Genomic DNA, 24,634 nt, shown 5'->3' on the forward strand with positions numbered 1-24,634 from the left:
GCCGAAGCGCGCCGCAGCTCCCAGTGCAATGCCGAATCTAGAACATCCAGCTCACCGGGAAGTACACCAGCGCGCCCACCAGCCCGGCGGTCGGGAAGGTGAGGAGCCAGGCCATGAGGATCTGACGCGCCACGGCCCACCTGACGGCGCGCTTGCCGCCGGTGGCGCCCACGCCCATGATCGAGGAGGTGATGATGTGGGTGGTCGAGATCGGGGCGCCGATGACCGTGTTGGCGAACAGCACCGAGGAGGCCACGGTCTCGGCCGCGAAGCCCTGGGGCGGGTGCAGGTCGATGATCCGGCGTCCGAGGGTGCGGATGATGCGCCATCCGCCCTGGTAGGTGCCGAGGCCGAGGGCGACCGCCACGACGATGTAGACCCACCACTGGATGTCGGCGGCGTTCTCCTGGTAGCCGCCGACGTAGAGGGCCAGGACGATGATGCCGATGGCCTTCGCGGCGTCCTGCATGCCGTGTCCGACGGCCATGGCGGCGGCCGAGACGGTCTGCGCCCAGCGGAAGCCGCGGTTGAGCTTGTCGGGCCGGCCCTTTCGGAAGATCCAGTAGACGGCGATCATCACCAGGAAGCCGACGCCGAAGCCGACCAGGGGCGAGACGACGGTGGGGATGGCGACCTTGTTGAGGAATCCGGTCCACAGGACGGTCGCTCCGCCGGCGAGGGTGGCGCCGGCGACGCCGCCGAGCAGGGAGTGGGAGGCGGAGATGGGCCAGCCGAAATACCAGGCGACGTAGTTCCAGCCGATGGAGCCGAGCACGCCGGCGACGACGATGACCAGGCCGTTCATGGAGATCGGGAGCTCGACCAGTCCGCTGGCGACGGTGGAGGCGACCTCGCCGCCGAGGTAGGCGCCGACGAAGTTGCCGGCCGCGGCCATGGCGAGTGCGGTGCGGGGTCTGAGGGCGCGGGTGGAGATGGAGGTGGCGATCGCGTTGGCCGAGTCGTGAAAGCCGTTGGTGAAGGCGAACATCAGGGCCGCGGCGATGGCCAGGACCACCGCTATGAGGTTGGCGTCCACGTCAGGCTTCCTTGACGTACACGGCTTCGATCACGTTGCTGACGTGCTCGAAGGAATCGCAGGCGGCTTCGAGTTCGTCGGCCACTTCCTTGAGCTTCATGACGGTGAGGGTCTCGTACTCGCCCGAGTAGAGGCGCACCAGCAGCATCCGGTAGGCGCGGTCGCCGTCGTTCTCGAGGCGGTTGCACTCGACCCAGAACTCCTTCATGGTCGAGTTGAGGCCCTTGAGCTTGGGCATGTACTCGTCCAGGAGGGCGGCCTGGGCCTGGAGGACGGTGATCTGCTCGGTCATCTCCCGGGGCAGGGCGGGCAGCTCGGAGAGGCCGTAGAGGTAGACGAGGTTGGCGGCCGCCTCGATGTGGTCGAGGACGTCGTCGAGTTTGCCGGCCAGGTCGTGCATGTCGTTGCGGTCCATCGGGGTGACGAACGTGGAGTTGATCCGGTTGAACACCTGGTGGGTCAGGTGGTCGTTGTCGTGCTCGACGTCCACGAGGCGTTCGGAGATGGACTGGAAGTCGGGCTTGTCGTCGCCGATCTCGGACAGGATCTCGACACCGCGTCTGATGTTCCCTGCGGCCTCGGAGAAGAAGGCGTAGAACGCGCCTTCTTGAGGTTTCAGCGAGAAACGCATGGATACCTCGGTCTTTCTCTCATCGGGCAGTCCTCACTGTACCGATTTGGTCGCGGGACGGCTGGCATTCGGTCACGCCGAAGGTAACACCCGGGTGAACACGGGCCAATGCCTCGATCCAAGCTGTGTGCAGGTACACGTAACCGCTCTTAGCTGCGGTTACACCGAAATTCACCATGAGTTCATTTATTGTTCACCTTCGCTGTCGGCCAGCCTTCCGAGCGCTCCGGCGACCGAATCGGACTTGGTCGTGTACCACATGGGCGGCAGCGAATCGCGCAGAAATCGTCCGTAGGAGCGACTGGTGTGCAGGCGCGAATCGAGGATCGCGACCACGCCCCGGTCGGTGGTGCGGCGAATCAATCGGCCGGCCCCTTGGGAGAGCCGGACGGCCGCGGCCGGCACCGCTACCTCGGCGAAGCCGGACCGGCCGGCCTTGTCGGCGGCCTCGGACCGGGCGGCCGTGAGCGGCTCGGTGGGCCGGGGGAAGGGAATGCGGTCGACCACCACCAGGCGGCAGGTCATCCCCGGCACGTCCACGCCCTGCCACAGGCTCATCACCCCGAGCAGGCAGGTCGAATCCTCCTCCTTGAAGCGCTTGACCAGGCTCCCGAGCGTCTCCTCGCCCTGGAGGAGGACGTCGTGGTCGAGCTGGGACCGCAGGAGTTCGGCGGCGGACTCGGCCGCGCGTTTGGATGAGAACAGCCCGAGCGCGGCGCCCCGGCTGGCCTCCACCAGCCGCAGCAGCTCCTTGCCGGCCTCTTCGGACAGGCCCGAGGAGGTGGGCCGGGGCAGGCTCGCCGCGACGTAGAGGATGCCCTGCCTGCGGTAGTCGAACGGCGAACCGACGTCCACCGACTCGTAGTCGGCCTCATCGGAATCCAGGCCGATCGAGCGGGCGATTATGTCGAACTTGCCGCCGAGGGTCAGCGTCGCCGAGGTCGCCACGACCGTGCGGTCCTCGTACAGCATCGCCGACAGCAGACCCCCCACCGACAGCGGCGCGGCCACGAGCTGCGGGCCGTTCGGCTCGGCCCAGATCACGTCCTCGGCCGACGGCGCGGCACACCGCCCGGCGGTCTCCTGCGTCTCGGTGATCCCGGCCCGCAACTGCTGCGCGCCAAGCTGCTTCTTGGTCTCGGCGTCCAGGTTGCCCATCGCCGTGGTGGCCTTGGCGCAGGCGCCGTTGATCAGATGGAGCGCCTCGGTGAGCGGCGCCGGGAGCTCCCCGTCGAAACGGCGCTCGCCGACGACGTTCAGGGCGTTCTCGAGCGCATCGGCGGCCTCGCGCAGCTCGTCGGCCGCATCGGCGTCGATCAGCCGCCGCCCCCGCTGCGCGAGCCAGCGCAGCCGCGCCGGGCCGAGCTCGGCGCGCGCGGCGGAGGTGACCCGGTCGACCAGCTCGTGCGCCTCGTCGACGATGAGGACGGCGTGCTCGGGCAGGATGCCGCGGTCGTTCATCATGTCGATCGACAGCAGCGCATGGTTGGTGACGACGATGTCGGCCTCGTGGGCGCGGGCCCGTGCGGCCTCGGCGAAGCAGTCGGCCCCCTGCGGGCAGTCCTTCGCGCCCGGGCACTCGGTCGAGGTGGTCGAAGCCTGCCGCCAGGCCCGGTCGCTCACGCCCGGGTCGAGGTCGTCCCGGTCGCCGGTGCCGGTCTCGTTCGCCCACGCGAACAGCCGCTGCACCTGGTTGGAGAAGGACTTCTGCTGCCCGGCCCACTTGAGCTCCTCGGTGCCCTCGAGGGCGGCCTCGTCCTCTTCGGCGTCACCGGCGATCTTGCGCTTGCAGATGTAGTTGTGGCGGCCCTTGAGCAGCGCGAACGTCGGCCTGCGGCCGAGGACGGGCGCGACGGCCTCCACCAGCCGCGGCAGGTCGACCGCCACCAACTGGTGCTGGAGGGCGAGCGTCGCGGTGGAGACGACCACCGGCCTGCCGGCTTCGAGCGCCGCGCACAGGTAGGCGAGGGACTTGCCGGTGCCGGTGCCGGCCTGGACCAGCAGGTGGCGACCGGACTCGATGGCGTCGGCGACCGCCTCGCACATGCGGCGCTGCCCCTCGCGGGTCTGGCCGCCGGGCGTGGCCTCGACCGCCGCGTCGAGGATCTCGAGGGCGCTCATTACCGCGGAATCGACTCCTCGCCCAGATCGGTGGCGTCCTCGCCGGTCTCGGCCTCGCGGGACTCGATTTCGCGGCGGGCCTCCCGGAAGCGCTGGAGGGCCCGGACGGTGCCGTTGATGATCGCCAGCAGCGGGACGGCGATGAGCGCGCCGATGATGCCGAAGGCGAAACCGCCGCCGGTGACCGCGAGGACGATCGCCAGCGGGTGCAGCTTGACCGCGCGGCTCATCAGGATCGGCTGGAGCAGGTTCGACTCCATCTGCTGGACCGCGAGCACGATCGCCAGGACGAACACGGCGTTCCAGAGGCCGTTCTCGGTCCCCACCAGGGCGACCACGACCGCGACGGCGCCCGAAACCGTGGCACCGACGATCGGGATGAACCCGCCGAGGAACACCAGCGTCGCCAACGGCAGCGCCAACGGGATCTCCAGCAGGTACAGGCCGACGCCGATGAAGATCGCGTCGGTCGCGGCCACCACGACCACCATGCGCATGTACTGCACCAGCGTCGTCCAGCCGGCCCCGCCGGCGTACCGCATCGGCTCCTTCGCGGCCTGCGGCAGCATGCCGGTCATGAACAGCCAGATCTTGCGTCCGTCGCGCATGAAGAAGTAGGTGGTGAACAGCACCAGGAACAGGCCGGTGACGAAATAGGCCAGTCCGGTAGCGGTGGAGCCGGCGATGGTGAGCCCGCCCTCGACCAGCGTCTCCTGGTTGTCGGTGAACCAGTCCTGGACGTTGTCCTGGGCGTTGGCCAGGATCCCGGCCATCTGCTCGCCGTCGAGGCCGTACGGCCCCTCCTCCAGCCAGTTCTGCAACTGCGTGAGCCCGGTCTGGATCTCCTCCCAGAAATCGGGGACGCCCGCGATGAACTGCTGCACCACGAAGGTGAGCACCAGACCCACCACGCCCAGACCGGCGATGAGCACCAGGATCGAAGCCACCGACTTGTTCCAGCCGTGGCGGATCAGAGTGCCCGCGATCGGCTGCAGCATGGCCGCCAGCAGGAACGAAACCGTCAACGGGATGACGACGATGGCGATCTGGCCGATCAGGTAGAAGCCGCCGATGATGGCAGCGGCGATCACCAGCAGCCGCCACGACCACGCGGCGCCGACGGCCAGGCCCGTGGGCACGAAACGCCGCTCGGGGGACGTCCCGTCGTCGTCCTCGTCGATCTCAGGCGGCAGGCCCTCGCCGCCGGCGGCCAGCGCCGCACGGGGCTCCTCCTCCGGATCGGTGGGGGTGGGGAGGCGCTCCGGGCTGAGGCGCCAGCCGATCCACAGTCGTCTCGCGCGGTCTGCGGTGCGGCGGAATCGGCTCACGTGGTCTCCAAGCGGCACATAAATTACGGCTCCGCAACGGTCGCCGTGCGTGCGGGTGTGGCTTCCTCTGTACGGTACCGGTCGCCTCCCAGAGCCGACCGCCCGACCGACACCGCCGCGGGCGTGAGCTGCGACGCTCACGCTGGGGCCGCGGCCATGGGGAACGGTAGGCTCGAGCGCTGTGACCGATACACCGTTCGACTCCGAGACCGGACTGCCGATCCGCCTGCTCCACGACCGGCTCCTGGTGCGGGAGGACGTGGACGCCGAACGCCACTCCGCCGGCGGCATCGTGATCCCGGCCACCGCCACCATGGGCAAACGGCTGCACTGGGCCGAAGCGGTCGCTGTGGGCCCGCTCGTCCGCTCCGTCGAGGCCGAGGACCGCGTCCTGTTCGACCGCGAGGACAAGGCCGAGGTGGAACTGCAGGGCCGCACCTTCATCCTCCTGCGCGAACGCGACATCCACGCGGTGGCCGCCAAGCGCGTCGACGACGACGCCACCGGACTCTACCTCTGATGCGGATCGGGATCCTGGGCCTGGGCCTGATCGGCGGATCGGCGGCGCTGGCGCTGGCCGAGGCCGGCCACGAGGTGACCGGCTACGACACCGCCCCCGAGACCCGCGCGGCGGCCGCCGCCACGAGCATCGAGGTCGCCGACGAACCGGCCGGTCTGCGCAAGGCCGACGTGGCGGTCGTGGCCGTGCCGATCGCGGCGGCCTCCCGCACGGCGTCGCTGTTCGGCCCGGACCGCTTCGACGGCATCGTCACCGACGCGGCCTCGGTCAAGGGCCGCATGCGGGAGGCGTTCGCCGACCATCCGCGATTCATCGGCGGGCACCCCATGGCCGGCAAGGAGACCGCCGGCTTCGACGCGGCCGAACCCGGCCTGTTCCGGGGCCGCAGATGGGTGCTGTGCCTCGAGGACGAGACCGAGCTCGGCGACTGGATCGCGCTGGCGAGGCTGTGGACCTCGATCGGCGCGCACGTGGTGCCGGCGACCGCCGCCGCCCACGACCGGGCCGCGGCGCGGATCTCCCACGTCGAGCACCTGGCGGCCGCTGCGCTGACCCTGATCGCCGACGAACCGCTCTCGCGCACGCTCGCGGCCGGATCGTTCCACGACGGCACCCGCGTCGCGGCCAGCCCGAACCGCCTGTTCGAAGGCATGGTCGAGGGCAACCGCGCCGAGATGACCGAGGCGCTCGAGCACCTGGCGGTCGAGCTCGAGGACGCGCGGCTGGGCCTGTACTCCTTCGGTGAGCAGCCCGACCGGATCGTGAGCTGGTTCGACCGCGCCAGGAGGCTGCGCGCCTCCTGGCCGCCCGAACCGGGCGAGCCGCAGGCGCTGGAGATCACCCGGGAGGGACTGCTGGAGCTGGGCACCGCGGGCGGCTGGGTGGAGTCGATAGGGGACTCGGAGGTCGCCACGGTACGGCGACCTCGCGTAAAGTCCAATCCATGAGAAACATCGATCGGATAGCGGAGCAGTACGTCGACGACGTACTGGCCATGAGCCCCTTCACGGCCACCCAGATGGGCGTGCCAGGCTCGGACCATCTCATCGACGACCTTTCCCCGGCCGGGCTGGAGCGGGAAGCCGAGCTGGCACGGGGCGCGATCGCCGAACTCGAGGCGGCCGAACCGGTCGACGAGCGCGAGCGCGCGGCCAAGGAGGCCATGCTGGAGCGCCTCCGGCTCTCGGTCGAGCGCTACGACTCCGGGGACACCTTCCTGGACCTGAACGTGCTCCACTCCCCGGCCCACGTCGTTCGCATGATCTTCGACCTCATGCCGACCGAAGGGGAGGAGGCGGTCTCCAACATCGCGGGGCGGCTCTCGGCGGTCCCGGATGCGCTCGCGCAGTACACCGAGACCCTCCGGGCCGAGGCCGCCGCCGGGCGGGTGCCGGCCAAGCGGCAGGTCCTCGAGGTCGCCAAGCACTGCGACAACTGGAACGGCGCGGGCGGCGACGACTTCTGGTCGAACCTGGCCGGGCGCTGCACGGTCGACGGCGAGCCGATCACCTCCGGCCCGCTGAAGATCAAGCTCGGCAACGGCACCGCGATGGCGCGTTGGGCCGTCACCAGGTTCGCGAACTTCCTGCGCGACGAGCTGGCACCGCAGGCCCCGGAGAAGGACGCGGTCGGCCGCGACCGGTATTCGCGGGCGTCGCGCTTCTTCATCGGCGCCGAGATCGATCTGGAGGAGACCTATCGGTGGGGCTGGCAGGAGCTGGCGCGGCTGGAGTCCGAGATGCTCGAGGTGGCCGGGCGGATCAAGCCCGGAGCACCGATCGAGGAGGTCTTCGACCACCTCGACGGCGACCCCGAGCAGACCATGACCGACAAGGAGGCCTTCCGCGACTGGATGCAGGACCTGGCCGACCGCACCGTCGCCGAGATGGCCGACAAGCACTTCGACATCCCCGAACCGGTGCGGCGCATCGAGTGCAAGATCGCGCCGACCGAGGACGGGGCGATCTACTACACCGGCCCGAGCGAGGACTTCTCGCGACCGGGACAGATGTGGTGGTCGGTGCCCGGAGGGCAGGGCAGCTTCGCCAAGTGGCGCGAGATCACCACCGTCTACCACGAGGGCGTGCCCGGCCACCACCTGCAGATCGGCCAGACCATGGCCCGCTCGGAGCTGCTCAACCGGTTCCAGCGCACCATGCTCTTCTCCTCGGGCCACGCCGAGGGCTGGGCGCTCTACGCCGAGCGCCTGATGGACGACCTGGGCTACTACGAGGACAACCCGGCCGGGAAGCTCGGCATGCTCGACGGGCAGGCGATGCGGGCCGCGCGCGTGATCGTCGACATCGGACTGCACTGCGAGTTCCCGATCCCCGAGGACAACCCGTTCGGCTGGCGGCCGGGCGAGCAGTGGGACGGCGACAAGATGTTCGAGTTCATGCGCGCCCACTGCCGCGTCGAAGACGACATGCTCCGCTTCGAGTGCAACCGCTACCTCGGCTGGCCGGGGCAGGCACCGTCCTACAAGGTCGGCGAGCGCCTGTGGATGCAGGCCCGCGACGAGTACGCGGCCCGCAAGGGCGACCGGTACAGCCTCAGGCGGTTTCACACCGACGCCCTGAACCTCGGGGCGATGGGCCTGGGCCCATTCGCCGAGGCCCTCAAGCGCCTCTGAGGGCCCCGGGGCGGCGGCTCTCCGCCGCCCCGCCCCATGAGGACCGCATTGACGGATCTCCCACCCCCGCAGCGACTACGATGATTCGCGACCAACGCAAACCCCCGAAACGCTCAGGAACATCTGAATGAACGAAACCTCGCCCCCGAGACGCCGTGCGCGAAACCGAATCGCGGCGGCCACCGCCGCCGCCTTCGGCGCCGCGCTCCTGGTGTCGCCGGGTGCCGCCGGCGCGCAGGACGAGGCCGAGTGCGCCGCGCTCGGCGACAACCCCATGAAGTCGGACATCGGCGCGGCCTTCGAAGCAGCCGTCGCCTGCGGCGTGGAAGTCCGCATCAAGAACCGTTCGTACCCCTACTCGACCTACCGGGTGACGCCCGAAGGCCAGTTGAAACTGACCGCGACCGGGTCTCCTTCACAGGCATTTCGGGACGAGGGCGTGCCCGATCCGACGCTCGTGGACTACTACGGCTCCCTCGTGCAGGACCGCTCGCCCTGGTATCTCTTCTTGCGCTACACCGACGACTACTACCCGCTCATCGAGTCGCACGGTGGCAGCACGCTGGACTGGAAGGGCGAGATCCCCGTTCCGACGTACTCGGGAACCGAGGCCGTCTACGACGGACTCGGCGACGGGGTCGACCTCTCAGTCGACGTCGGTGTCTCCTCCTCGGAGGTGCGCTTCGACGTTGCGAACCCGAGTGCATGGAGCGAGCTCTCGAACGGCCTCGTCGTCGGCTACCCGGAGACGGCGAACGTCGACGGGGACATCATCGAATTCCACGGCTCGGACGACCCCTTCCTTTCGACCGAGCGAACCACGCCGTTCACGGTTCGCACCGCCGGTGGGAACGTCGAACGCGCCACCCTCGATCTGGCCGCCGACGGCACGCTCACGATGAGCCTGCCGGACGGGTTCCTCGAGGACGCCTCCTTCCCGATGACCGTCTCGACGCAGTTGACTCTGACCGACTACGGAGTCGGTGAGTGGGGCGCAGTCACCTCGGCCTCCCCCGACGAGGCGCTGTACCGCGGTGGAGCGGGATTCGACGCGCCGTACTTCCAGGCCGCCGGAGAAAGCGGAAGTGCAGTGGTCGGGGAGTACTGCGACGCCCTGCTCGGCGCCGGTTGCACGACGTCGTCCGACGGAGCCGCCTACTGGAACTTCCAGTGGCCCGTCTCCGGACGCGACCGACTGCCCGACTACTCGTTCGACTACACCTTCCCGGTGGACTCTGCGAGCTTCCGGGTCGACGCGGCCGCGGGAACCACATGCGTCGCACCGCCCCTTCATCGCACCGCCGAGTACACACCAGCGGCCACATGGAACACGCGTCCCGGCCCGACCGGGGTGCCGGAGAATGGCACGTGCAGCGAAGGCACGGCCGTATACGACGTCACCGATCTGCTCCCCGAACGGTGGGTGGACGAGGACGAGGACGCGGCCGACCGGATCACCCTCGGGATGCCCGGCAGTGCGGAAACCGCCCGGTTCGAAGGCGACACCGCCCGCTTCGAGATCGTTTTCGATATCGCAGGGGTCTACGCCTATCGGCACTGCTCCACGGATCCGGATTCACCCAACACCTACGGCGCATCCGATCAGGAGTACGGGCAGATCTACGTCAATGCCTGGAAGCCGGACGAGATAGACCTCGGGCTCACCTTCACCGCGACGTTCCGCGACGCGGCCACGGGTGCGGCGGTGCTGACGACCGAGCCACATGATGTGGTCCTCGAGAACACCTCGACCCGTGCCCTCGACCCGGCGGATGCGCTGGAGAGCGGCAGTTACGAAGTGACGTACGAGCTCTCATCGACGACCACGGGGTTCAATCGCACTACCGGCCCCTGCCATATGACCGTCGACACTTCCGAATAGGTCTCCATCGACAAAGAAGGTGCGGGCCGCGGTCGATCGTCCCCGACCGCGGCCCTCATTCGCTCAAGCGTGGTCGAGGCCGAGCTCCATTTCGTCGCGCTCGTACCAGGCGCGGAGGCGGTCGGCACCGCGGCGCATCGCGGCGACCTCGGCCGCGGTGAAGCCTCGCAGCCGGTAGGTCTCGATCTCGACCCGATGCGCCTTCACCGTCGCCTTCCAATGCCCGATCAGTTGGCCGTCGAGCAGGATCGCCGAATTGAAGCGGGGCCGGTCGGGGAACATCGCCGTCGGCACCGAATGGTGCATCACCCAGTCCTTGGTGTCGGTGTACGAGCACAGCATCTCGTCGAAGCCCTGGACGAAGTCCACCACCGGGCCGCCCTCGTCCGACTCCGGCGGGTCCACCTCGTAGTAGCAGGTCCGGCCCTCCATCTCGACGGACTTGAGGTCCAGATCGGCCAGCGCGGCCTTGGCGTCGGCGACCTTCAGGCTCGACCAGCGGGTGAAGTCCTTCAGCGTCGCCGGTCCGCGCGAGGTGAAGAAGCGCCTCGCCAGCTCCCGGACGGCCTCGTCCTTGTCCATGCCGGAGGCGGGGACCCGCTCGTCGAAGTTCGCGTACGTCTGCTGCCGGCCCTTCGGGACGCCTGAGCAGATCGCCGCCTTGAGTTCGGCGTGCATGAGGATGTAGGTGAACTGCTGGTTGGTCGGCTCGCTCACGCCGGCCTCGACCAGTTCGGCGCGTGCCTCCTCGCGCGTCAGGTGGCGTCCTCCGGCGGTGGCCTCGGCGAGGATCGCGTCGCAGCGGTCGAAGAACGCCTCGTCGAAGCCGTGGCCGCGGGACATCGAGGCGAGCGGCATGAGGACCCGGTCGGCGGTGGCGCTGAGCATCATGCGGATGTCGCCGACCGGCACGGTGTGCCAGGTGGGGCGCAGCACGTGGGTGCGGATCACCTCCCCGTCGGCGACGAGCGCGTCGACCGCTCCGGCCGGGGCGAAGGCGCCGTCCCCGTCGCCGGGTTCGGAGCGCATCGCGGGAGTGAGCTTGTAGGAGTTGACCTCCTGGGACTGGACGGCACCGAGGTGGGCGCAGGCTTCGAGCGGGGAGGCCCACTTGGGGCCCCGGAGCCGCTGGGCGTGGGCGCGCCAGGCGGCGACGTAACCGGCTGCGTGTTCCGTTTCGTTTCCGGCTGATCTGGTGGGCATCATCGCGACATGTTATCGACGGGCTGCGACGCCCAGGATCCACTGAGTCGGGCGGAATCTGTGGACAAAAGTTGCAAAGAACGGCCACACTTATGGCATGTCGCTACCGCAAGCGGTCCTCAGGCTCGCCAACGACGTCCTCGCCGAAATGAACGACGATGAGCGGCTGGCGTTCGCCTACGCTCACGGTCCGGCCCTGACCGGGTTCGGCGACGACGCCGAGCTGGTGTGCGTGTGGGACGCCGACGCGGTCCCCGAGGAGGTCCACGTCGAGGCCGGTCACTTGACGGTGGCGCGGTTCGACGCGCTGCTGGCCGAGCTGGCGCGCGGCGAGGGCTGGCGGGCGCCCGGCGAGGAGCCGCTGCACGTCATGGCCCGATTCGCCGAGGGCATTCTCCTGGCCGACGACTCCGAGCTGGGTTCGCACGCCAGGTCCGAGGTCACCGCGTTCCCGCAGGCGCTCGCGGACGCCTCGCGCGAGGCGGTCGAGACCGAGACCAACGAGATCGCCAAGCGGCTCGTGGACGCCGAGGACCCGTGGGAGCTGGCTGAGACCCTGTCCGGCGGGCTGCACCGGGCGTATGTGGCGCTGTTCGCCGCGAGCGGGCATTTCTTCCCCGGCCGCGACCACCGCCGGGAGTACGTCGAGCGGTACTTCCTGGGCGAGGAGGTGGTGGGGGCCGAGTCGGCACTGTGGGAGGCGCTGGAGGCGCCGCCGGGCGAGCGCGCGGCGGCGGTGCCGGAGGCGTGGCGGGGCCTGGCCGCCGCGGTGCTGGCGAACTGCTTACCAGCGGCCGGAACGCTGCCTGACCGCCTCGTAGAGCGCGACGGAGCCGGCTGCGGCCGCGTTCAGCGAGGTGGCGGAGCCGCCGATCGGGATCCGCACCGTGGCGTCCACGGTCTCCTTCCAGGCCCGGGACATGCCGGCGGCCTCGCGGCCGATGACCAGCAGCGCCGGCAGGGTGAGATCGTAGTCGGCGATGTCGGTGGCGCCGTCCTCGTCGGCCCCGACCAGGCGGATCGGCTCGCCGGCCTGGTCGGCCAGCCAGCAGGCGACGTCGCGCGGGGAGTCGGCGTGGGCGACCTTGGTCGAGAACAGCGAGCCGGTGGAGGCCCTGACCGACCGGGGGTCGAACGGGTCGGCGCCGTGCCCGTTGGTGATGACCAGTTCGGCGCCGAAAGCGTCGGCCGAGCGGATGAGCGAGCCCAGGTTCCCGGGGCTGCCGGGGCGGTCGAACACGATCCCGAGGAAGTCCGGCCCGGCCTTGACCGAATCGAGGTTCAGGTCCGCCAGGGAGACCACGGCGAGCAGCTCCGGGACGTCCTCGTTCTTCTCCCCGAGCTCGGCCATCAGGTCATGGGAGAGGGCGAACCGCTCGGCGCCGACCGCTTCCAGCACGTTCCTCGCCCAGGTCGAGAGGCCCCGGTCGGCGTCGAACAGCAGGCTCTGGAACTCCCACCGGTGCTCGATCGCCTGGTCGATCGCCCTGACGCCCTGCACCATGAACGCGCCGGCCTGGTTGCGCTTCTTCCGGTTGGTCAGGAGCGCCTCCCACTGCTGGAACCGCGCGTTCCTGGTGGTCACTCGCAACTGCTTGCCCATTTGCCCGCATCTCCCTCGCATCGCCCCGAACGCCCATTCTACGAACCGCGCCGGTTCGTACCGGTGGCCCGAAGCCTGATGACTCAGGGCACAAGGGGATACCCGCTTGCAGCACGGTTCTAAGCACGGGTAAGCTGGTGCTCGGCTCGGCCGCAAGGCCGGGCGGGCGCCCCTAGCTCAACGGATAGAGCATCTGACTACGGATCAGAAGGTTGGGGGTTCGAATCCCTCGGGGCGCGCCAGAACAAAGCTTCGCTGCAGGCAGGAGCACATAGGCAAGAAGCAACGGCCGGGCTCATGCTCGGCCGTTGCGCATTCATCACCAATGCCATCGAGGCTTCGCCACGAGAACCAGGGTGAGTGCTTGTTTGTCGACGGTGATGCCGGCGCTCGACGACGCGGCACCCATACGTGGCGACGCCGTCCCCAATCCGGCGTGGATCGTTGAGCACGCACCGGCCCTCCCCGGCGGGTCAGCCTGGGGTGCTGCGAGTGAAGTCGCCGCGGTCGATCCAGCCTTTGCCTTCGGCGGCGATGCCTTCGAGGATCCGCAGCGCGTGCTCGAACCCGGCGGCACTGAGGTTCATCTCGGAGAGGTCGTCAGGGAAGTCGACTTCGTCCGACTGCATCGTTTCCCGATGTGATTCCGGATTGCCAGCGGCGGTGACCTCGATCTTCCTGATCGGGCCGTTCGTCAAGGTCAGTTCGAGGGTATAGCCGTCATCGGCTTCCTCGGCCACGTGCACTGAGGACAGCGCGTCGAATCGGTAGTTGCTGCGCGTCTGGCCGTTGAAGGAAGCCTGCTCGAAGTTCAACTCAGAACTCACCTCGCGAACCCCGTCCTTGGTGATCAGGAACAGCCGCAGGTCGTACTTGGAGTACCGCCACGGCCCGCCCCGCGCCCGACCGGCCTTCGCTCCGCCTGCGTGCCCGTGGAGGACGGCGTGCGCGATGACGTCACTCCATGACAACCGGTACAGCCGAAGCGCCTCGTCGATCAGGATCGTCTTGTCGCAGTTGAGCCAGGTCTCCATCTCGCTCTCACTCGGCCGAATCGAGTCCAGTTTGCCCTTCCAGCGGAGGTAGGCGTCATGCCGTTCGCTACTGCGCCGCTCGAATTCCGCCCTCTCGTCGTCATAGCGGCGCTCCTCGCTGCGGATGTGGCACCACTGCCGGGCGGCGTACAGGCCGCTGAAGGCGGCGCAGGCGACCGCGGACGAGGCGGTCAGCGGGGCGACCGGGAGGGCCGAAGCGACGACGAACAGCGCGGCGCCGGCCGTGACCGTCAGCGCCGACACGCTTCGGGCCCGAATGGTGGGCGCGACGCGGTGGCATTCCCGGTAATCGTTGAGGGTGCCCGCCGACGATCGTCGCCTGACGTCTTTGGCGAGGTAGGCGATTAGCCAGCGCACTCGGCCGACGGGAACGCGTTGTTCGCGGTAGAGCTCGACGATCTCGTCGCGCAGGCGGCCGCGGATGCCGTCGGTCTCGGCCAGCCACACGGTGTAGTCGATCCCGTGAGGCCGGTACATGGCGAAGTAGTGGTCGAACGCACGGCTCACGTCCCTGGCGAAGCCGGTCCCGCGGGGGCGGCTCCCGGCGGAGTGAACGGAGTCGCGGCGATCTTCGAGCTTGATCCGGGCGGTGCGGTAGTGCCATTCGAAGGCGGCGCGAACACCGACCCAGCCGGTGGCAAGGGCGGCCAGGTACGCCAGCAGCGCCACCGCGTCGCCGTTGGACAGCAGCAGCCATCCGAGGTATCCGACTGCGAGTGCCGACAGCAGTGCGGCGGCCGTCGCGTACGGCTTGTCCAACGGATCGACCCGCGGTGCCTCCGGGCCCAGGGCCCGCGCCGGGATCGGTACGGGGTGGAAGTAGGCCCACACCCGGTTCACGCGGTCGCCACCGGCGCGGCCGGGCTCTGCCCGCCGCCTCGCCTCCTCCCAGAGTTTGTCCTGAGTGGCGCCGGAGAGCACCATTTGCAGGTGGCGCTGGATCGAGGCGAGCAGGTCCGGCTCCAGTGCCAGAATCTTCTTCTCCGCGGCGTCGACGCTGCCGCCTCCGCCGCTCAGGTGCGCGGTCAGTTCGCTGATCGCCTCCAAGGCGCTGCGATACTTCCCTTCAGGGTAGGCCCGGATGTCTTCGGCGAGCTTGTCGAGGCGATCGCGTTCGAGACGTTCCAGGTCCCGATAGGACCGCTTGCTGAACATCGCCAGCACCCAGTGGAACCGGACCTCGGCGTCGTCGAGGCCGGTGGCCATCGCTTCGCCGATCAGGTCTCGGGCTTTGAACGGGACGCCGTCGTTCAAGAATCGCAGACCGAGTTCGTACCGCTGCTTCGGTGTCTCACCCGCGACCTGCTGATAGACGTTGACGTCGTGGACCACCCGCGCCTGGATGCCGACCGAGGCTCCCGACTCGGCGACGTTGCGGGTCGAGTCGTGCGAGGCCGACCTCGCAGGGGCGGAGGTCATGACAGGCTCCCCACTGCAGCAATGACCAGGGCGACCTTCGCACCGAGACTGGTCGTGCCGGCCGCCAGCCCGCTGAGCCGCTTGAGGGCCAGCAGTGCTCTCCTCCTGCTCTGACGGCCAGGCTCGCGCAAGGCGGTCTCAGCGGACGCGAGCTCGTCTCGGGCCGCCTCGTAGGTGTCGTCGTCGATTTCGCCGCCCGCATGGTCGCGATCGAGCCGCGCACGAAGATCGGCCACCGCCGTGACCAGGTCATCGATCCCGTCCCCGGTGGGCGCTGCCCCCATCCGCACCGTGCTCTCGGAGACGTTCGCGGCCTGGATCCCCACCGACCCCGAGGCGGTGTTGTAGACCGTGTTGCCGGCCGCCGCCGACGCAGGAGGTTCTGAAGCGTTCGCCGACATGGCGATCTCCTCTCGTTCGTTGATGCGTGCTTCGGCCAGGCGGACGGCGAAGGCGGCGGCGTTGGCCGCGGCTCGCGGCTGCCACTCGACGTCGTCTTCGCCGTTCTTGGTGCCGTCAGCCATGTCGCTGATGCCGCGCACGATCCCGACCGCCACGCTGTTGAGGTGGCCCGCGTGAGCCACGCCCGCGGCCTCCATCTCGATGGCGACCGCGTCGTTGTAGTGGTCGCGGATCCACTTCGCCTCGCGTGAGATCGTCGAGTTCTGCACGATCTCCCCCGCCGCGATCGCTCCGAATCGGACCTCGGGCGAGCCGGAGCCGGCGGGAAGCCGGGCGCGCCAGTCGCCGGAGCGTTCGAGGTGGTGGGCGAGCTGGCTGAGGGCGTGCGGCGCCTCCCAGGAACGGGGACGCGCCTTGAGGCCGTCGTCTTCGCTGGTGCCACCGTGATAGGCGTACACGCGCTCGGCCACAACCACGTCGCCGCGGCCGGGCTTGGACCAAAGCGAGCCGGCCACGCCGACGAACAGCACCGCCTTCGGCGCGAACTCCTGGATCGCGCGCTCGGCGATCACGGCCGAGTACTGGTTGCCCACTCCGGTGAGCCCCAGCGTGATCCGGCAGGACGTGCCGCGGACGGTGCCGCTCTCGTACAGCGTTCCCGCCGCGTGGCGGTGCTTCTCGATCGCTTCCAGGTGCGCTCGGACCGCCTGGTACTCCAGGTCGAGCGCCGTCAAGACGACTACGGTGCCGGTCATCGTTCCTCCTCGGATTCGCGGTGCGGCTCGGGGCGGGTGAGCGGGGGGTGCAGCACTTCGGCGGGCCCGGCGCGGAAGGTCCGGGCGGGGCGCCCCTTGCCCGCGCGGCGGTCGGTTCCAGCGGGTTCGATGAAGCCCGGGACGCGCTGCACTTTGCGGTAGAAGTTGCGTTCGTCGAGTTCGGCTCCCCAGACGGTCTCGTAGACTCGCCGCAGCTCCGCGATCGTGAACGTCTCGCCGCAGAACGCCGTCGCCAACGGCGAGTGCTCCAGCTTGGTCCGGGCGCGCTCGACCGCGTCGGCGACGATTAGCTGGTGGTCGAATGCCAGTGGCGCTCGGCCGGAAAGCACCTGCTCGACTGGTGTCCACGCCGCTCCGGAGGCGTCGGTGCCGGCGACCGGCTCGGGGAGCCCCGGAGCGATCGCCAAGTACGCCACCGACAACACCCGCCCCCGCGGGTCGCGCTCAGGCTCGCCGTAGGCGCCGAGCTGCTCGATGTGGAGTCGGGTGCCGTCGAGGTCCGCCTCCTCCTTGAGCTCCCGCAGCGCGGCCTCGAAGACGCCCTCGCCCGCGTTGTTGAGGAACCCGCCCGGCAGCGCCCACGAGCCCTGGTACGGCTCGATGCCGCGCTCAATCAGCAGCACGTGGAAGGTCGAGGCGCGCAATGTCAGGATCACCAGATCGACCGCCACCAGCACCAACGGCGGTTCCCAAGGGTCTTCTTCTATCTCCGGCATCTATCGTCCTCAATTACTGTCATATTGACAGTAATGCTAGGGCACAGGAGCCCGCGAGGCAACACCCCGAAAGGTGGAACGAAGGACGACCGGCACCCGGCTACGAGGAAGACGCCCGGGAGCGGCACGTGGGCGACCTTCGCGCTCTCACGCGCCTGGCTCGCCCTGTACGGCCGCCGGGAGATCGCGGAGGACGCCATAACCGCGCCGAGCGGAACGGCCTGGGGGCGAGGAAGCCGCCCGGATTGCGAAGGAAGCCACTCCGGAATCGCCGGAGACTTCGCTGGAGGCCCTGCACTCCCGGGAGGGCGAGGGCGGGGAGCGAATCGGCTGCGGACGAGTTTCCCGCTGGAAAGTCATGACGCGTTCCGCCGCAATAGAAGGCGCGAACGCTCCGTTGGCTGTCGACAATGCCGCTCGCATGGAATTCCTATATGCACATAAGCAGGTATAGTCCGAGGATGGCTCGCCTCAAGAAGCTCGTCGCCGAGGCACGGCGATACCTGAACGACGGCGAACAGGTCGAGACCGCGGTCATCGGCATGTACAGGTACCAGTCCGACGGCCGCAGGTGGGAAGGCACCAAGTATGGGGCACTCATCGCCACGGACCGGCGAATCCTGTTCTACTCCAAGAGCCTGTTCGGCTCTCGGCTGTACTCTCACAGCTACCCGGAGATCACCAGCATCGAGTGTGGACGCGTCCTATGGACCTGGTCGATCAAATTCACCACAGTGCGGACCAACTGCGTCCTCCTGGACACCACGCGCCGAGCCGAAGCCTTCACCCGGCAGGTGCGCTCCCACATCGGATGACACGAGGGCCGGGCAGCGCGCGCCCTCCACGTCTTGAACCGGGGCGGTAGAGCCGGAGGCGCGAGACCCGGGTGACCGGAGCACCGACGAACGGAGCGATGATCTCTCCGGAGGACGACTCTGACGGCGATTCAGAGTCCCATTGCCGACATCATTGCAGCGCGGTCGTTCTCCCTGATGACGCCGCCGAGCGGGTTGAGCCTCACCGAGCTCGACGAGTGTCCGCTCGGGGCGCGGCGGACCCCGAGTCGGGGTCGTCCGCGCGCTGACGCGGCGCCTTCGCGCGCTCGGCCTCCAGGTGGTCGATCCGCTCGGCCGCCAGGATCGCGCGCGAGAGGCCGACGCGGACGTACGGAGCCTCGATGCCGCACTTGGTGATGTAGAAGACGCCGATGTTGACCAGTGCGACGGCGAAGGCGTACACGAGCTCGTCCTCGAGCACCCCCACCATGAGCAGTGAACCGATCGACCAGACCGCGAAACTGTAGATCCAGCTCGACGGCATCCACGGCGCGAACTTCTCCAGCGTCGCGATCTCCCCGTCGGAGACCGTCGAGAGCCCCTCCCGCCTGGCTCTGCCGACGGCATCGCGCGCGAACATCAGGCAGGTCGAGTTGACGACGGCGACAGTGGTGACGCCGAGCGCAGAGAACAGCGGCCACCAGTCGCGTTGCACGAGCGTCGGCACGATGATGTAGACCGACGGCAGGAACGCGGCCGAGCGGAGCGCGACCTCGGTGGCCACGGTGATCGCCCGCCGCCGGCCGCGGCGGCGCAGTTGCGAGCGCAGCGTCAGGCCGGCCAGGACGTTGAGATACCACTTGGCGCCCGCCAGCAGGAACGTCAGACCGATGAGCCGAACCGGCAGGTTCCCCCACGGGTCCGGGATCGGGTAGTCCGACGCGCGGACGTCGTCCAGCACGACGATGCCCTCGCGGTCGCGTCCGAGGACGTTGTTCAGGGCCTCGACGGCCTTCGCTTGCCAGTCGATGCCGAGGTCGCGCGCCCACCACATGATCACCAGCGCGAACGTCGCCCACAGGATCCAGGACGACCCCACCGACCACCGGCTCAGCCACCTGGCCCGCCGGAGGTGGAACCGTCCGCGGGCGCCCTTGACCTGCTTGCTGCGGACCTCCAGGATCTGGCGCTGGCGGTTGACCATGCCCTCGCCGGGGGTGAGCCTTTTGAGCGCGTTCAACCGGCCACCGGAGCGTTCGGCGCTGCGAGCGGTCTTCGCCACCTCGAGTTCGTGCTGGTACAGCTCCTTGATTTCGGGGAAGCGGCGTACCGACGACCTGATCTCGGTCACCAGCAGCCGCCTTTCGGGGCGGGAGTCGGTGAGGTCTTCGAGCAGCCGCGCCAGGCCGACCGAATCGGTGTAGAACTGGTCCGGGACCGTACCGTCGGCGGTGGGCGGCACGCCGCTGATCGCTATCAGCAGCCTTCCGAGCGAGTACAGGTCGGCCTCGTCGCCGCTCTTGCCGGCCTTGCGCACCTCCGGCGCGACGTACGCGGCGTCGCCTTGGTGGGGTCCACTGAGGCTCCGCGTGTAAAGGTGGTTGACGCCGAGATCGATCAGCCGCATCCGGACGCTTCCGGCCTCGCCGTCCCGTTCGATTATGACGTTCGACGGCGATAGGTCTCCGTGGCGTCGGCCGTGCCGCTCGAGCTCCCCGAGGGCGACCAGCAGCGCCGACCCCAGCTGTTCGAGTTCGTCGAGGTCGATGCGCCGCATGAGGTCGCGCCGGGGCCCCGGTCCTGCGCGGGCGGCGTTCTCTTCCAGGACCTCGGCGAGCGTCGCTCCTTCGACGAAGTCCATGAGGATCCAGTTGTCGTGGCTGGCCCACACCGGCACCAGGTGGGAGGTGCCTTGCACATCGTCTTCGGTGAGCCGGTACCGGTCACGGTATTCCCTGGTGGCCTTCGTGATCGCGGAGATGCGCTGGTACGGGTAGATGAGGCATTTCAGCGCGTACCGCTTCTTCGTAGTCCCGAGCGAGGTCCTGGTCTTGCCGGTGAGGATGATCGAGGTGGTGCCGAACCGGTGGAACCCCAGCGACTTGAGGTCCACTTCAGACCATTGGTGCCGGGCGTTCAACACCGAGTCCGAGTCCGATCCCTTCGCGCCGGTGCGGCCCGGCGCGTAGAGCGCGCCGATGGCTTGGCGGACGGCCGGATCCGCGACCAACTCGGTGCAGAGCCCGCGAGGTTCGATGTCGGCCGTTTCGAGGTTCGGGGCGCCTGCGTCATGGAACCGCATCCGGTCCGAGCAATGCATCGCTATCAGGGTGAGCAGGTAGAACCCGAGGTAGCCCGCGGTCTTGACATTGACGGTGGCTTTCCGCTCCCGGTCCGACCACCACTGCCGGAGCCGCTCGATCTCGTTGACACGTTCAACCTGGAGCCGGTCCAGGAAGCCCTGCTCGTCCAAGGGGATGTCGAGCAGCGCCGTGCGCCACTGCCGAACGTTCCATGCGGCGAGGGCCGCGGCAGTCTCGCCGTCCTCGTCCGCGGCTCGGGACAGCGCCGCCACGGCACCGCTCAGGGATTCAACCGTGGCGATCAGCGCGACTCCTCTGGACGGTGACGAACCGGGGCAGTGAGGCGAAGCGTCCATCCCGGACCTGGGCGGCCGGTACGCCCTCGATCGCCGCGGCCATCACCGAATGCGACTGGCGCGCCCCGGTCATGATCTTGTCGAGGGAGGTCTCCTGGCGGTTCACTTCGGCCATCCACGGCAGCGGCGCCAAGTCGAGGACGTACGGCGCCTCCCCCGGTTCGAGCATCCGCTCCTGCAGACGGCGGCGCTGGTGCCGGTAGCGCTCGAGCGATTCGAGGTAGCCGCGTCCGAGCCCGGCGCGGATCCGCTCCATGTAGGCCGCCGACAAGCGCCGGCCCGCGGACGGTCCCGTGGGCGGCCGACGCAGCGGTTTGGTGCTGAGCGACAGGACGTGCGTGCACCCGTCGCGCAGTGCCAGCGCGTACGGGTGAGCGGTCAGGACTCCGCCGTCGACCGCCCGCCGCCCGCGGAAGCGTCCGGCCCCGGGCACGGCGACCGGAAGCCAGCAACTGGCGCGGAGGCCTTCCTTGAGGTCTGCTTTGGAGGAGAAGTCGGCGACGCCGGCGGTTTCGAGTTCGTCGACCAGGGTGACGGCGACCTGGAACGAGGCGGGTGTCTTGAGCACGTTCTCGTAGTCGAGGGGCTTGACGGTCTCCAGGACCTCGTCGAAGACGTAGTCGAGGTTGAGCACCGGTCGCCGGGTCAGGAAACGCCGCATGTCGACGAACCGCTTGGTGGACAGGTCGTCGAAGTAGATGGTCAGGGGGTACCAGGTGTCGCCGGCAGTGAAGAAGGCGGCGTTGACCGCCCCGGATGAGCAACTGTAGATCGCGTCGAAGACCGGGCGGAGCCCCAGGTCGTCGAGTGCGGTGAGCATCGCCGCCGAGACGACGCCGCGGACGCCTCCGCCTTCCACCGCGAGTCCGAGGCGATGGCCGTCGTCGTGGTCGCCGGGTCCGGTGCCCGCGTCCCGGCGCGACCGGATCAGTTCCAGGACCGGGTGGTCGTCGGCCCAGTACCGGTCGGCCGTCGGGTCGTACAGGTCGAGCACGTTGCCCCCTTGGCTGAGAGGTGAAGCTGCGGAAGCGGATCGGTTCAGATGTTACCCGCGGCCGGGGTGCGGGAGCGGAACTCGATGCGCGCGTGGACGCGTGTCCGGATGAGACGGCCTCTCGGCCACCGGAAACCCGTCGATGTCGGATTTCCGACGAACGGTGATCGGGTTACTACGCACCGCCGAGCGCCGTCGGCGGAATTTCAGTCCGGTTCGGGGTTCTCGACGCAGCCGCTGTCGGCTTCGAGGATCGTGTGCGCCTCGGCGACGATGAGCCGGAGGCGGACGCCGTCGTGGCGGACCGCATATAGGTGGTGCCCACCGTCGCCGGACGGTTCGTTGGAGGTGATCTCCCAGTCGTGCTCGGGGAGGTGTTCGCGCATCGCCTCCAGCGCCGCCAGACCGGGGCCGCTGCGGGGCGGGGTCCCTTCGAAGCGGTAGACGAGCCGGTGCTCGGACCAGTCGTCGTCCCGTCCGGCGCCGTCGCTGCACGGGGTGTCGCCCGACCGGTGGTCTTCCAGGGGAGGGGACCGGTCGATCTCCTCCACCACCGACAGGGCCTCCTCGATCGCTGCCTCCAGCCTGGCCGGGGCTTCGGCCCCGTCGAACTCGCGTTCCGGATGCCGGACCTCGACGTCGCTCGCCGCGGCGTTCCAGACGAGCAGACCGGCCAGTGCCGCCGCGGCCGATGGGAGCACGATCTGCTCCGGCAGCGCCGGACGCTCCGGGCTCGAGCCGTGCCGGATCCGCTCGCGGGTGCGCCCGCCGGCCAGCGGCACCAGTTCGAACAGGAGCGCTGCGGCGGACGGGATCGCGGCCACCGCGTAGAACGGCAGGAGAACGAGGATCTGCACCACCGTGGCGGCCACGGCCACCCGCAGGTATCCGCCGCCTCGTTCGGTCCGACCGATCTGGACGATCGCGAGCAGGCACAGGGTCGGCAGTACCAGGGCGGCGACGCTGAGGATCACCGTCGTCGAGTTGAACTGCGCGGTCGCGTAGCCGGCCATGGCGCCGATCCCGAGCAGCAGCGGGTACACGAGCAGCATGCCGATGGCACCGGTGAGGAGTTGGATCGCGAGCCCGATCCGGATCACGCCGACTCCCGCCGGCGTCGAGCCGCGGCCCCTCGGATTCGGAGTGGTCTGCTCGTGGTCCATCGCTTCCTCGAGGCCGACAGGGCGACCGGCCGCTTCGCCTCCCGGTCCGGCCCACCCTACCGGGGTCCGCTCGCCGCAAGCATTCGGCGCGAGGCCGGGCGGGCGGATTCGTGACCGGACACGACGCCCGACGCCGGAGGCAGCTCTATACCGGATTCTCGTTCGATATCGAGCGAATCACCGGAATACCGGGATGGCAGTGCCGACCGCTGCGCGGCGGCCGCGGGACCCGAGCGCCTACCTCAGTAGACCCAGTCCTCGCACAGATCCACCATCTCATCCCACGCCTCGGCCTCCTCGTCGGAGTCGATCTCGGTGTCGAAGAAGGCTTCGAGCCCGTCGATGCACCCCTGCACGGTCGACATCTCGCCGACCTCGCTCTCGAAGTCGCTCACCTGCGACTCGAGCTCGGCGCTGTGCTCCTCGGCCTGGCCCAGTTGGTCCTCGAGGTCGGACTTGTCGGACTCGAGCTCCTCGATGGCGTCGGCGCGCTCGTCGGCCAGGTCCTCGGCGTCGGAGAGGTCCCCGCTCGCCAGGAGCCACAGCGTCAGCATCAGCCCCGCCACCGCGACGGCGGCGACCAGCCCGGTCACCAGCAGCGGCGTGGCCGACGAGAACGACGGCCGCTGCTGGGGCGGCGGTGGCGGGGCGTACGGGTTCGTCGGCTGGGGGGAGTACGGCGGCGGGCTCCCGCCGGGCGTCGGGTAGTCACCCATGTTGTAGTGGGGCTGCTGAGGGTAGGACACTTTCGGCTCCGTTCCAGGGGCGGACACGTGCTCCCAGGGTAGATCTGCGAAGCCACCCGATGCGAACGATTGCCCCTCGGCCGGGGACGCGCCGGCTCCCCGATCCTGCTCGGTCAGGGCTGCCGGTGCGTGATCACCAGCCGGAGTATCACGCCGGTGGCGTCGTCGTGGCGCTTGGCGCGGGCGCGGATCTCCGGGTCGTTGTTCTCGGCCTCCCGGACCTGCGTCAGGACGCCGGGCACTCCGTCGAAGGCCGCCGTGCCGAGCACGTCGTCCCAGGAGCGGCCGTATCGTTCGACGAGGCGAGTGAGGCCGTCGGAGAAGAGGCCGACGGTCTCGAGCTCGCCGGCCGGAAGCACGCCCGCGCGGGCCTGCCGGGACGCTTCGGGGTCGGTCGAGGCCACCCAGAACCCGCCGGGGCGGTTGCGGACGCGGGCGATGTAGTCGGTCGGGTAGCGCTCGATCCCGCCCACGTCGATCGGAGCCGGTGGGTCTTCCAGGCGGCCGAGGCGGTCGTCGGATTCGACCTGCGGACTCCGCCCCGGTACCTGCCACACCACGGCGGCGTCGCCGAGCACGAGCCACTCGAACCGGTCGTCGGCGAACCGGGCGATGGCGACGGTCGCGGCCGGCGACAGCCGGTTCGCCAGATCGCAGGTCGCGCGGTGGCGGTCGGCGACCGCCTCGATCGCGTCGGCCAGGCACGACCGGAGTCCCCGGTCCGGTTGGGAGAGCCGCTCGGCCAGCGCGCCACCGAGCGCGGCCACGTACCAGGGCACGTCGTGGACGCACCCGTCGTCCGGATAGCGGGTCACGCCGTCCAGGACGACCGCCCACGAGTTCGACACCAGGTAGAAGTCCTCGTTCGGAGCCGATCCGCCGGCGAGCGTGGCCGCTGAGGTCTGCGCGAGCATCGGACTCCTACCCAGAGACGATCGTCTGCGGTCGTCCTCACTGACGACTCGGATCTGC

General features: G+C 69.3%; 20 protein-coding genes and 1 tRNA gene. 6 read left to right on the plus strand and 15 right to left on the minus strand.

Annotated elements, in window-relative coordinates; translation table 11 throughout:
* Nucleotides 1-37: 37 nt before the first annotated feature.
* From CUT39_RS18105 to CUT39_RS18120, 4 genes are all read right to left on the minus strand, one after another.
* Nucleotides 38-1,036 carry an inorganic phosphate transporter gene (locus tag CUT39_RS18105; RefSeq protein ID WP_100448844.1) on the minus strand — a complete coding sequence of 333 codons (999 nt, stop codon included), beginning with the start codon at nt 1,034-1,036 and terminating at the stop codon, nt 38-40.
* Nucleotide 1,037: 1 nt separating this feature from the next.
* Nucleotides 1,038-1,667 carry a DUF47 domain-containing protein gene (locus CUT39_RS18110; protein WP_100448845.1) on the minus strand — a complete coding sequence of 210 codons (630 nt, stop codon included), beginning with the start codon at nt 1,665-1,667 and terminating at the stop codon, nt 1,038-1,040.
* Between the two features lie 186 nt (nt 1,668-1,853).
* Nucleotides 1,854-3,788 (minus strand): ATP-dependent DNA helicase, encoded by a 1,935-nt coding sequence (locus CUT39_RS18115; RefSeq protein WP_100448846.1) that lies wholly within the window; start codon nt 3,786-3,788, stop codon nt 1,854-1,856.
* Complete coding sequence (locus CUT39_RS18120) at nt 3,788-5,116, minus strand: AI-2E family transporter (RefSeq protein WP_157930804.1); 1,329 nt, start codon at nt 5,114-5,116, stop codon at nt 3,788-3,790. The genes CUT39_RS18115 and CUT39_RS18120 overlap by 1 nt, the downstream gene beginning before the upstream one ends.
* A 181-nt stretch (nt 5,117-5,297) precedes the next feature.
* On the opposite strand from CUT39_RS18120, the gene CUT39_RS20535 reads away from it, so the two are divergent.
* The 4 genes from CUT39_RS20535 (at nt 5,298) to CUT39_RS18135 (ending at nt 10,150) form a co-directional block, all read left to right on the plus strand.
* Nucleotides 5,298-5,636 (plus strand): GroES family chaperonin, encoded by a 339-nt coding sequence (locus CUT39_RS20535; RefSeq protein WP_157930805.1) that lies wholly within the window; start codon nt 5,298-5,300, stop codon nt 5,634-5,636.
* Complete coding sequence (locus CUT39_RS18125) at nt 5,636-6,583, plus strand: prephenate dehydrogenase/arogenate dehydrogenase family protein (RefSeq protein WP_157930806.1); 948 nt, start codon at nt 5,636-5,638, stop codon at nt 6,581-6,583. The genes CUT39_RS20535 and CUT39_RS18125 overlap by 1 nt, the downstream gene beginning before the upstream one ends.
* Nucleotides 6,580-8,268, plus strand: a complete 1,689-nt coding sequence (locus CUT39_RS18130; RefSeq protein WP_100448848.1) for a DUF885 domain-containing protein — start codon at nt 6,580-6,582, stop codon at nt 8,266-8,268. The genes CUT39_RS18125 and CUT39_RS18130 overlap by 4 nt, the downstream gene beginning before the upstream one ends.
* 127 nt (nt 8,269-8,395) lie before the next feature.
* Nucleotides 8,396-10,150 carry a hypothetical protein gene (locus tag CUT39_RS18135; RefSeq protein WP_100448849.1) on the plus strand — a complete coding sequence of 585 codons (1,755 nt, stop codon included), beginning with the start codon at nt 8,396-8,398 and terminating at the stop codon, nt 10,148-10,150.
* 63 nt (nt 10,151-10,213) lie between these two features.
* Here CUT39_RS18135 and CUT39_RS18140 read toward each other — a convergent pair whose 3' ends face one another.
* From CUT39_RS18140 to CUT39_RS18150, 3 genes are all read right to left on the minus strand, one after another.
* Nucleotides 10,214-11,353 (minus strand): winged helix DNA-binding domain-containing protein, encoded by a 1,140-nt coding sequence (locus tag CUT39_RS18140; protein ID WP_157930807.1) that lies wholly within the window; start codon nt 11,351-11,353, stop codon nt 10,214-10,216.
* A 103-nt stretch (nt 11,354-11,456) separates the two neighbouring features.
* Nucleotides 11,457-11,780 (minus strand): hypothetical protein, encoded by a 324-nt coding sequence (locus CUT39_RS20540; protein WP_157930808.1) that lies wholly within the window; start codon nt 11,778-11,780, stop codon nt 11,457-11,459.
* Nucleotides 11,781-12,137: 357 nt separating this feature from the next.
* Entirely contained in the window at nt 12,138-12,956 is an 819-nt protein-coding gene (locus CUT39_RS18150) for a TrmH family RNA methyltransferase (RefSeq protein ID WP_100448852.1), read from the minus strand.
* 166 nt (nt 12,957-13,122) lie between these two features.
* Here CUT39_RS18150 and CUT39_RS18155 point away from each other — a divergent pair.
* Nucleotides 13,123-13,198: transfer RNA gene (locus CUT39_RS18155), tRNA-Arg, on the plus strand.
* A gap of 231 nt (nt 13,199-13,429) precedes the next feature.
* On the opposite strand, the gene CUT39_RS18160 is transcribed toward CUT39_RS18155, so the two are convergent.
* Genes CUT39_RS18160 through CUT39_RS18170 form a run of 3 tightly spaced genes read right to left on the minus strand, consistent with a single transcriptional unit; the run spans nt 13,430 to nt 17,324 of the window.
* Nucleotides 13,430-15,430, minus strand: coding sequence for a hypothetical protein (locus CUT39_RS18160; protein WP_100448853.1), 2,001 nt, complete (start codon nt 15,428-15,430; stop codon nt 13,430-13,432).
* Nucleotides 15,427-16,587 (minus strand): 5'-methylthioadenosine/S-adenosylhomocysteine nucleosidase family protein, encoded by a 1,161-nt coding sequence (locus tag CUT39_RS18165; RefSeq protein ID WP_100448854.1) that lies wholly within the window; start codon nt 16,585-16,587, stop codon nt 15,427-15,429. The genes CUT39_RS18160 and CUT39_RS18165 overlap by 4 nt, the downstream gene beginning before the upstream one ends.
* On the minus strand, nt 16,584-17,324 hold the full coding sequence (locus CUT39_RS18170) for an NUDIX hydrolase (protein WP_198587260.1): 741 nt from the start codon (nt 17,322-17,324) through the stop codon (nt 16,584-16,586). Before CUT39_RS18170 ends, CUT39_RS18165 begins: the two co-directional genes overlap by 4 nt.
* 461 nt (nt 17,325-17,785) lie before the next feature.
* Between CUT39_RS18170 and CUT39_RS18175 the strand changes: the two genes are divergently transcribed.
* Nucleotides 17,786-18,139, plus strand: coding sequence for a PH domain-containing protein (locus CUT39_RS18175; RefSeq protein ID WP_157930809.1), 354 nt, complete (start codon nt 17,786-17,788; stop codon nt 18,137-18,139).
* Between the two features lie 202 nt (nt 18,140-18,341).
* Here the strand turns inward: CUT39_RS18175 and CUT39_RS18180 are convergent, their stop codons facing one another.
* From CUT39_RS18180 to CUT39_RS18200, 5 genes are all read right to left on the minus strand, one after another.
* A complete protein-coding gene (locus CUT39_RS18180) occupies nt 18,342-20,675 on the minus strand; it encodes a protein kinase domain-containing protein (RefSeq protein WP_157930810.1) in 2,334 nt (777 codons plus the stop codon).
* A 16-nt stretch (nt 20,676-20,691) separates the two neighbouring features.
* A complete protein-coding gene (locus tag CUT39_RS18185) occupies nt 20,692-21,753 on the minus strand; it encodes a patatin-like phospholipase family protein (RefSeq protein WP_198587261.1) in 1,062 nt (353 codons plus the stop codon).
* A gap of 206 nt (nt 21,754-21,959) precedes the next feature.
* On the minus strand, nt 21,960-22,916 hold the full coding sequence (locus CUT39_RS18190; RefSeq protein ID WP_100448857.1) for a hypothetical protein: 957 nt from the start codon (nt 22,914-22,916) through the stop codon (nt 21,960-21,962).
* A gap of 242 nt (nt 22,917-23,158) precedes the next feature.
* Nucleotides 23,159-23,662, minus strand: coding sequence for a hypothetical protein (locus CUT39_RS18195; RefSeq protein WP_100448858.1), 504 nt, complete (start codon nt 23,660-23,662; stop codon nt 23,159-23,161).
* 113 nt (nt 23,663-23,775) lie between these two features.
* On the minus strand, nt 23,776-24,576 hold the full coding sequence (locus CUT39_RS18200) for a protein phosphatase 2C domain-containing protein (protein WP_100448859.1): 801 nt from the start codon (nt 24,574-24,576) through the stop codon (nt 23,776-23,778).
* Nucleotides 24,577-24,634 lie beyond the last annotated feature (58 nt).

This window comes from Glycomyces xiaoerkulensis (genome assembly GCF_002798405.1).
Lineage (GTDB): Bacteria > Actinomycetota > Actinomycetes > Mycobacteriales > Micromonosporaceae > Glycomyces > Glycomyces xiaoerkulensis.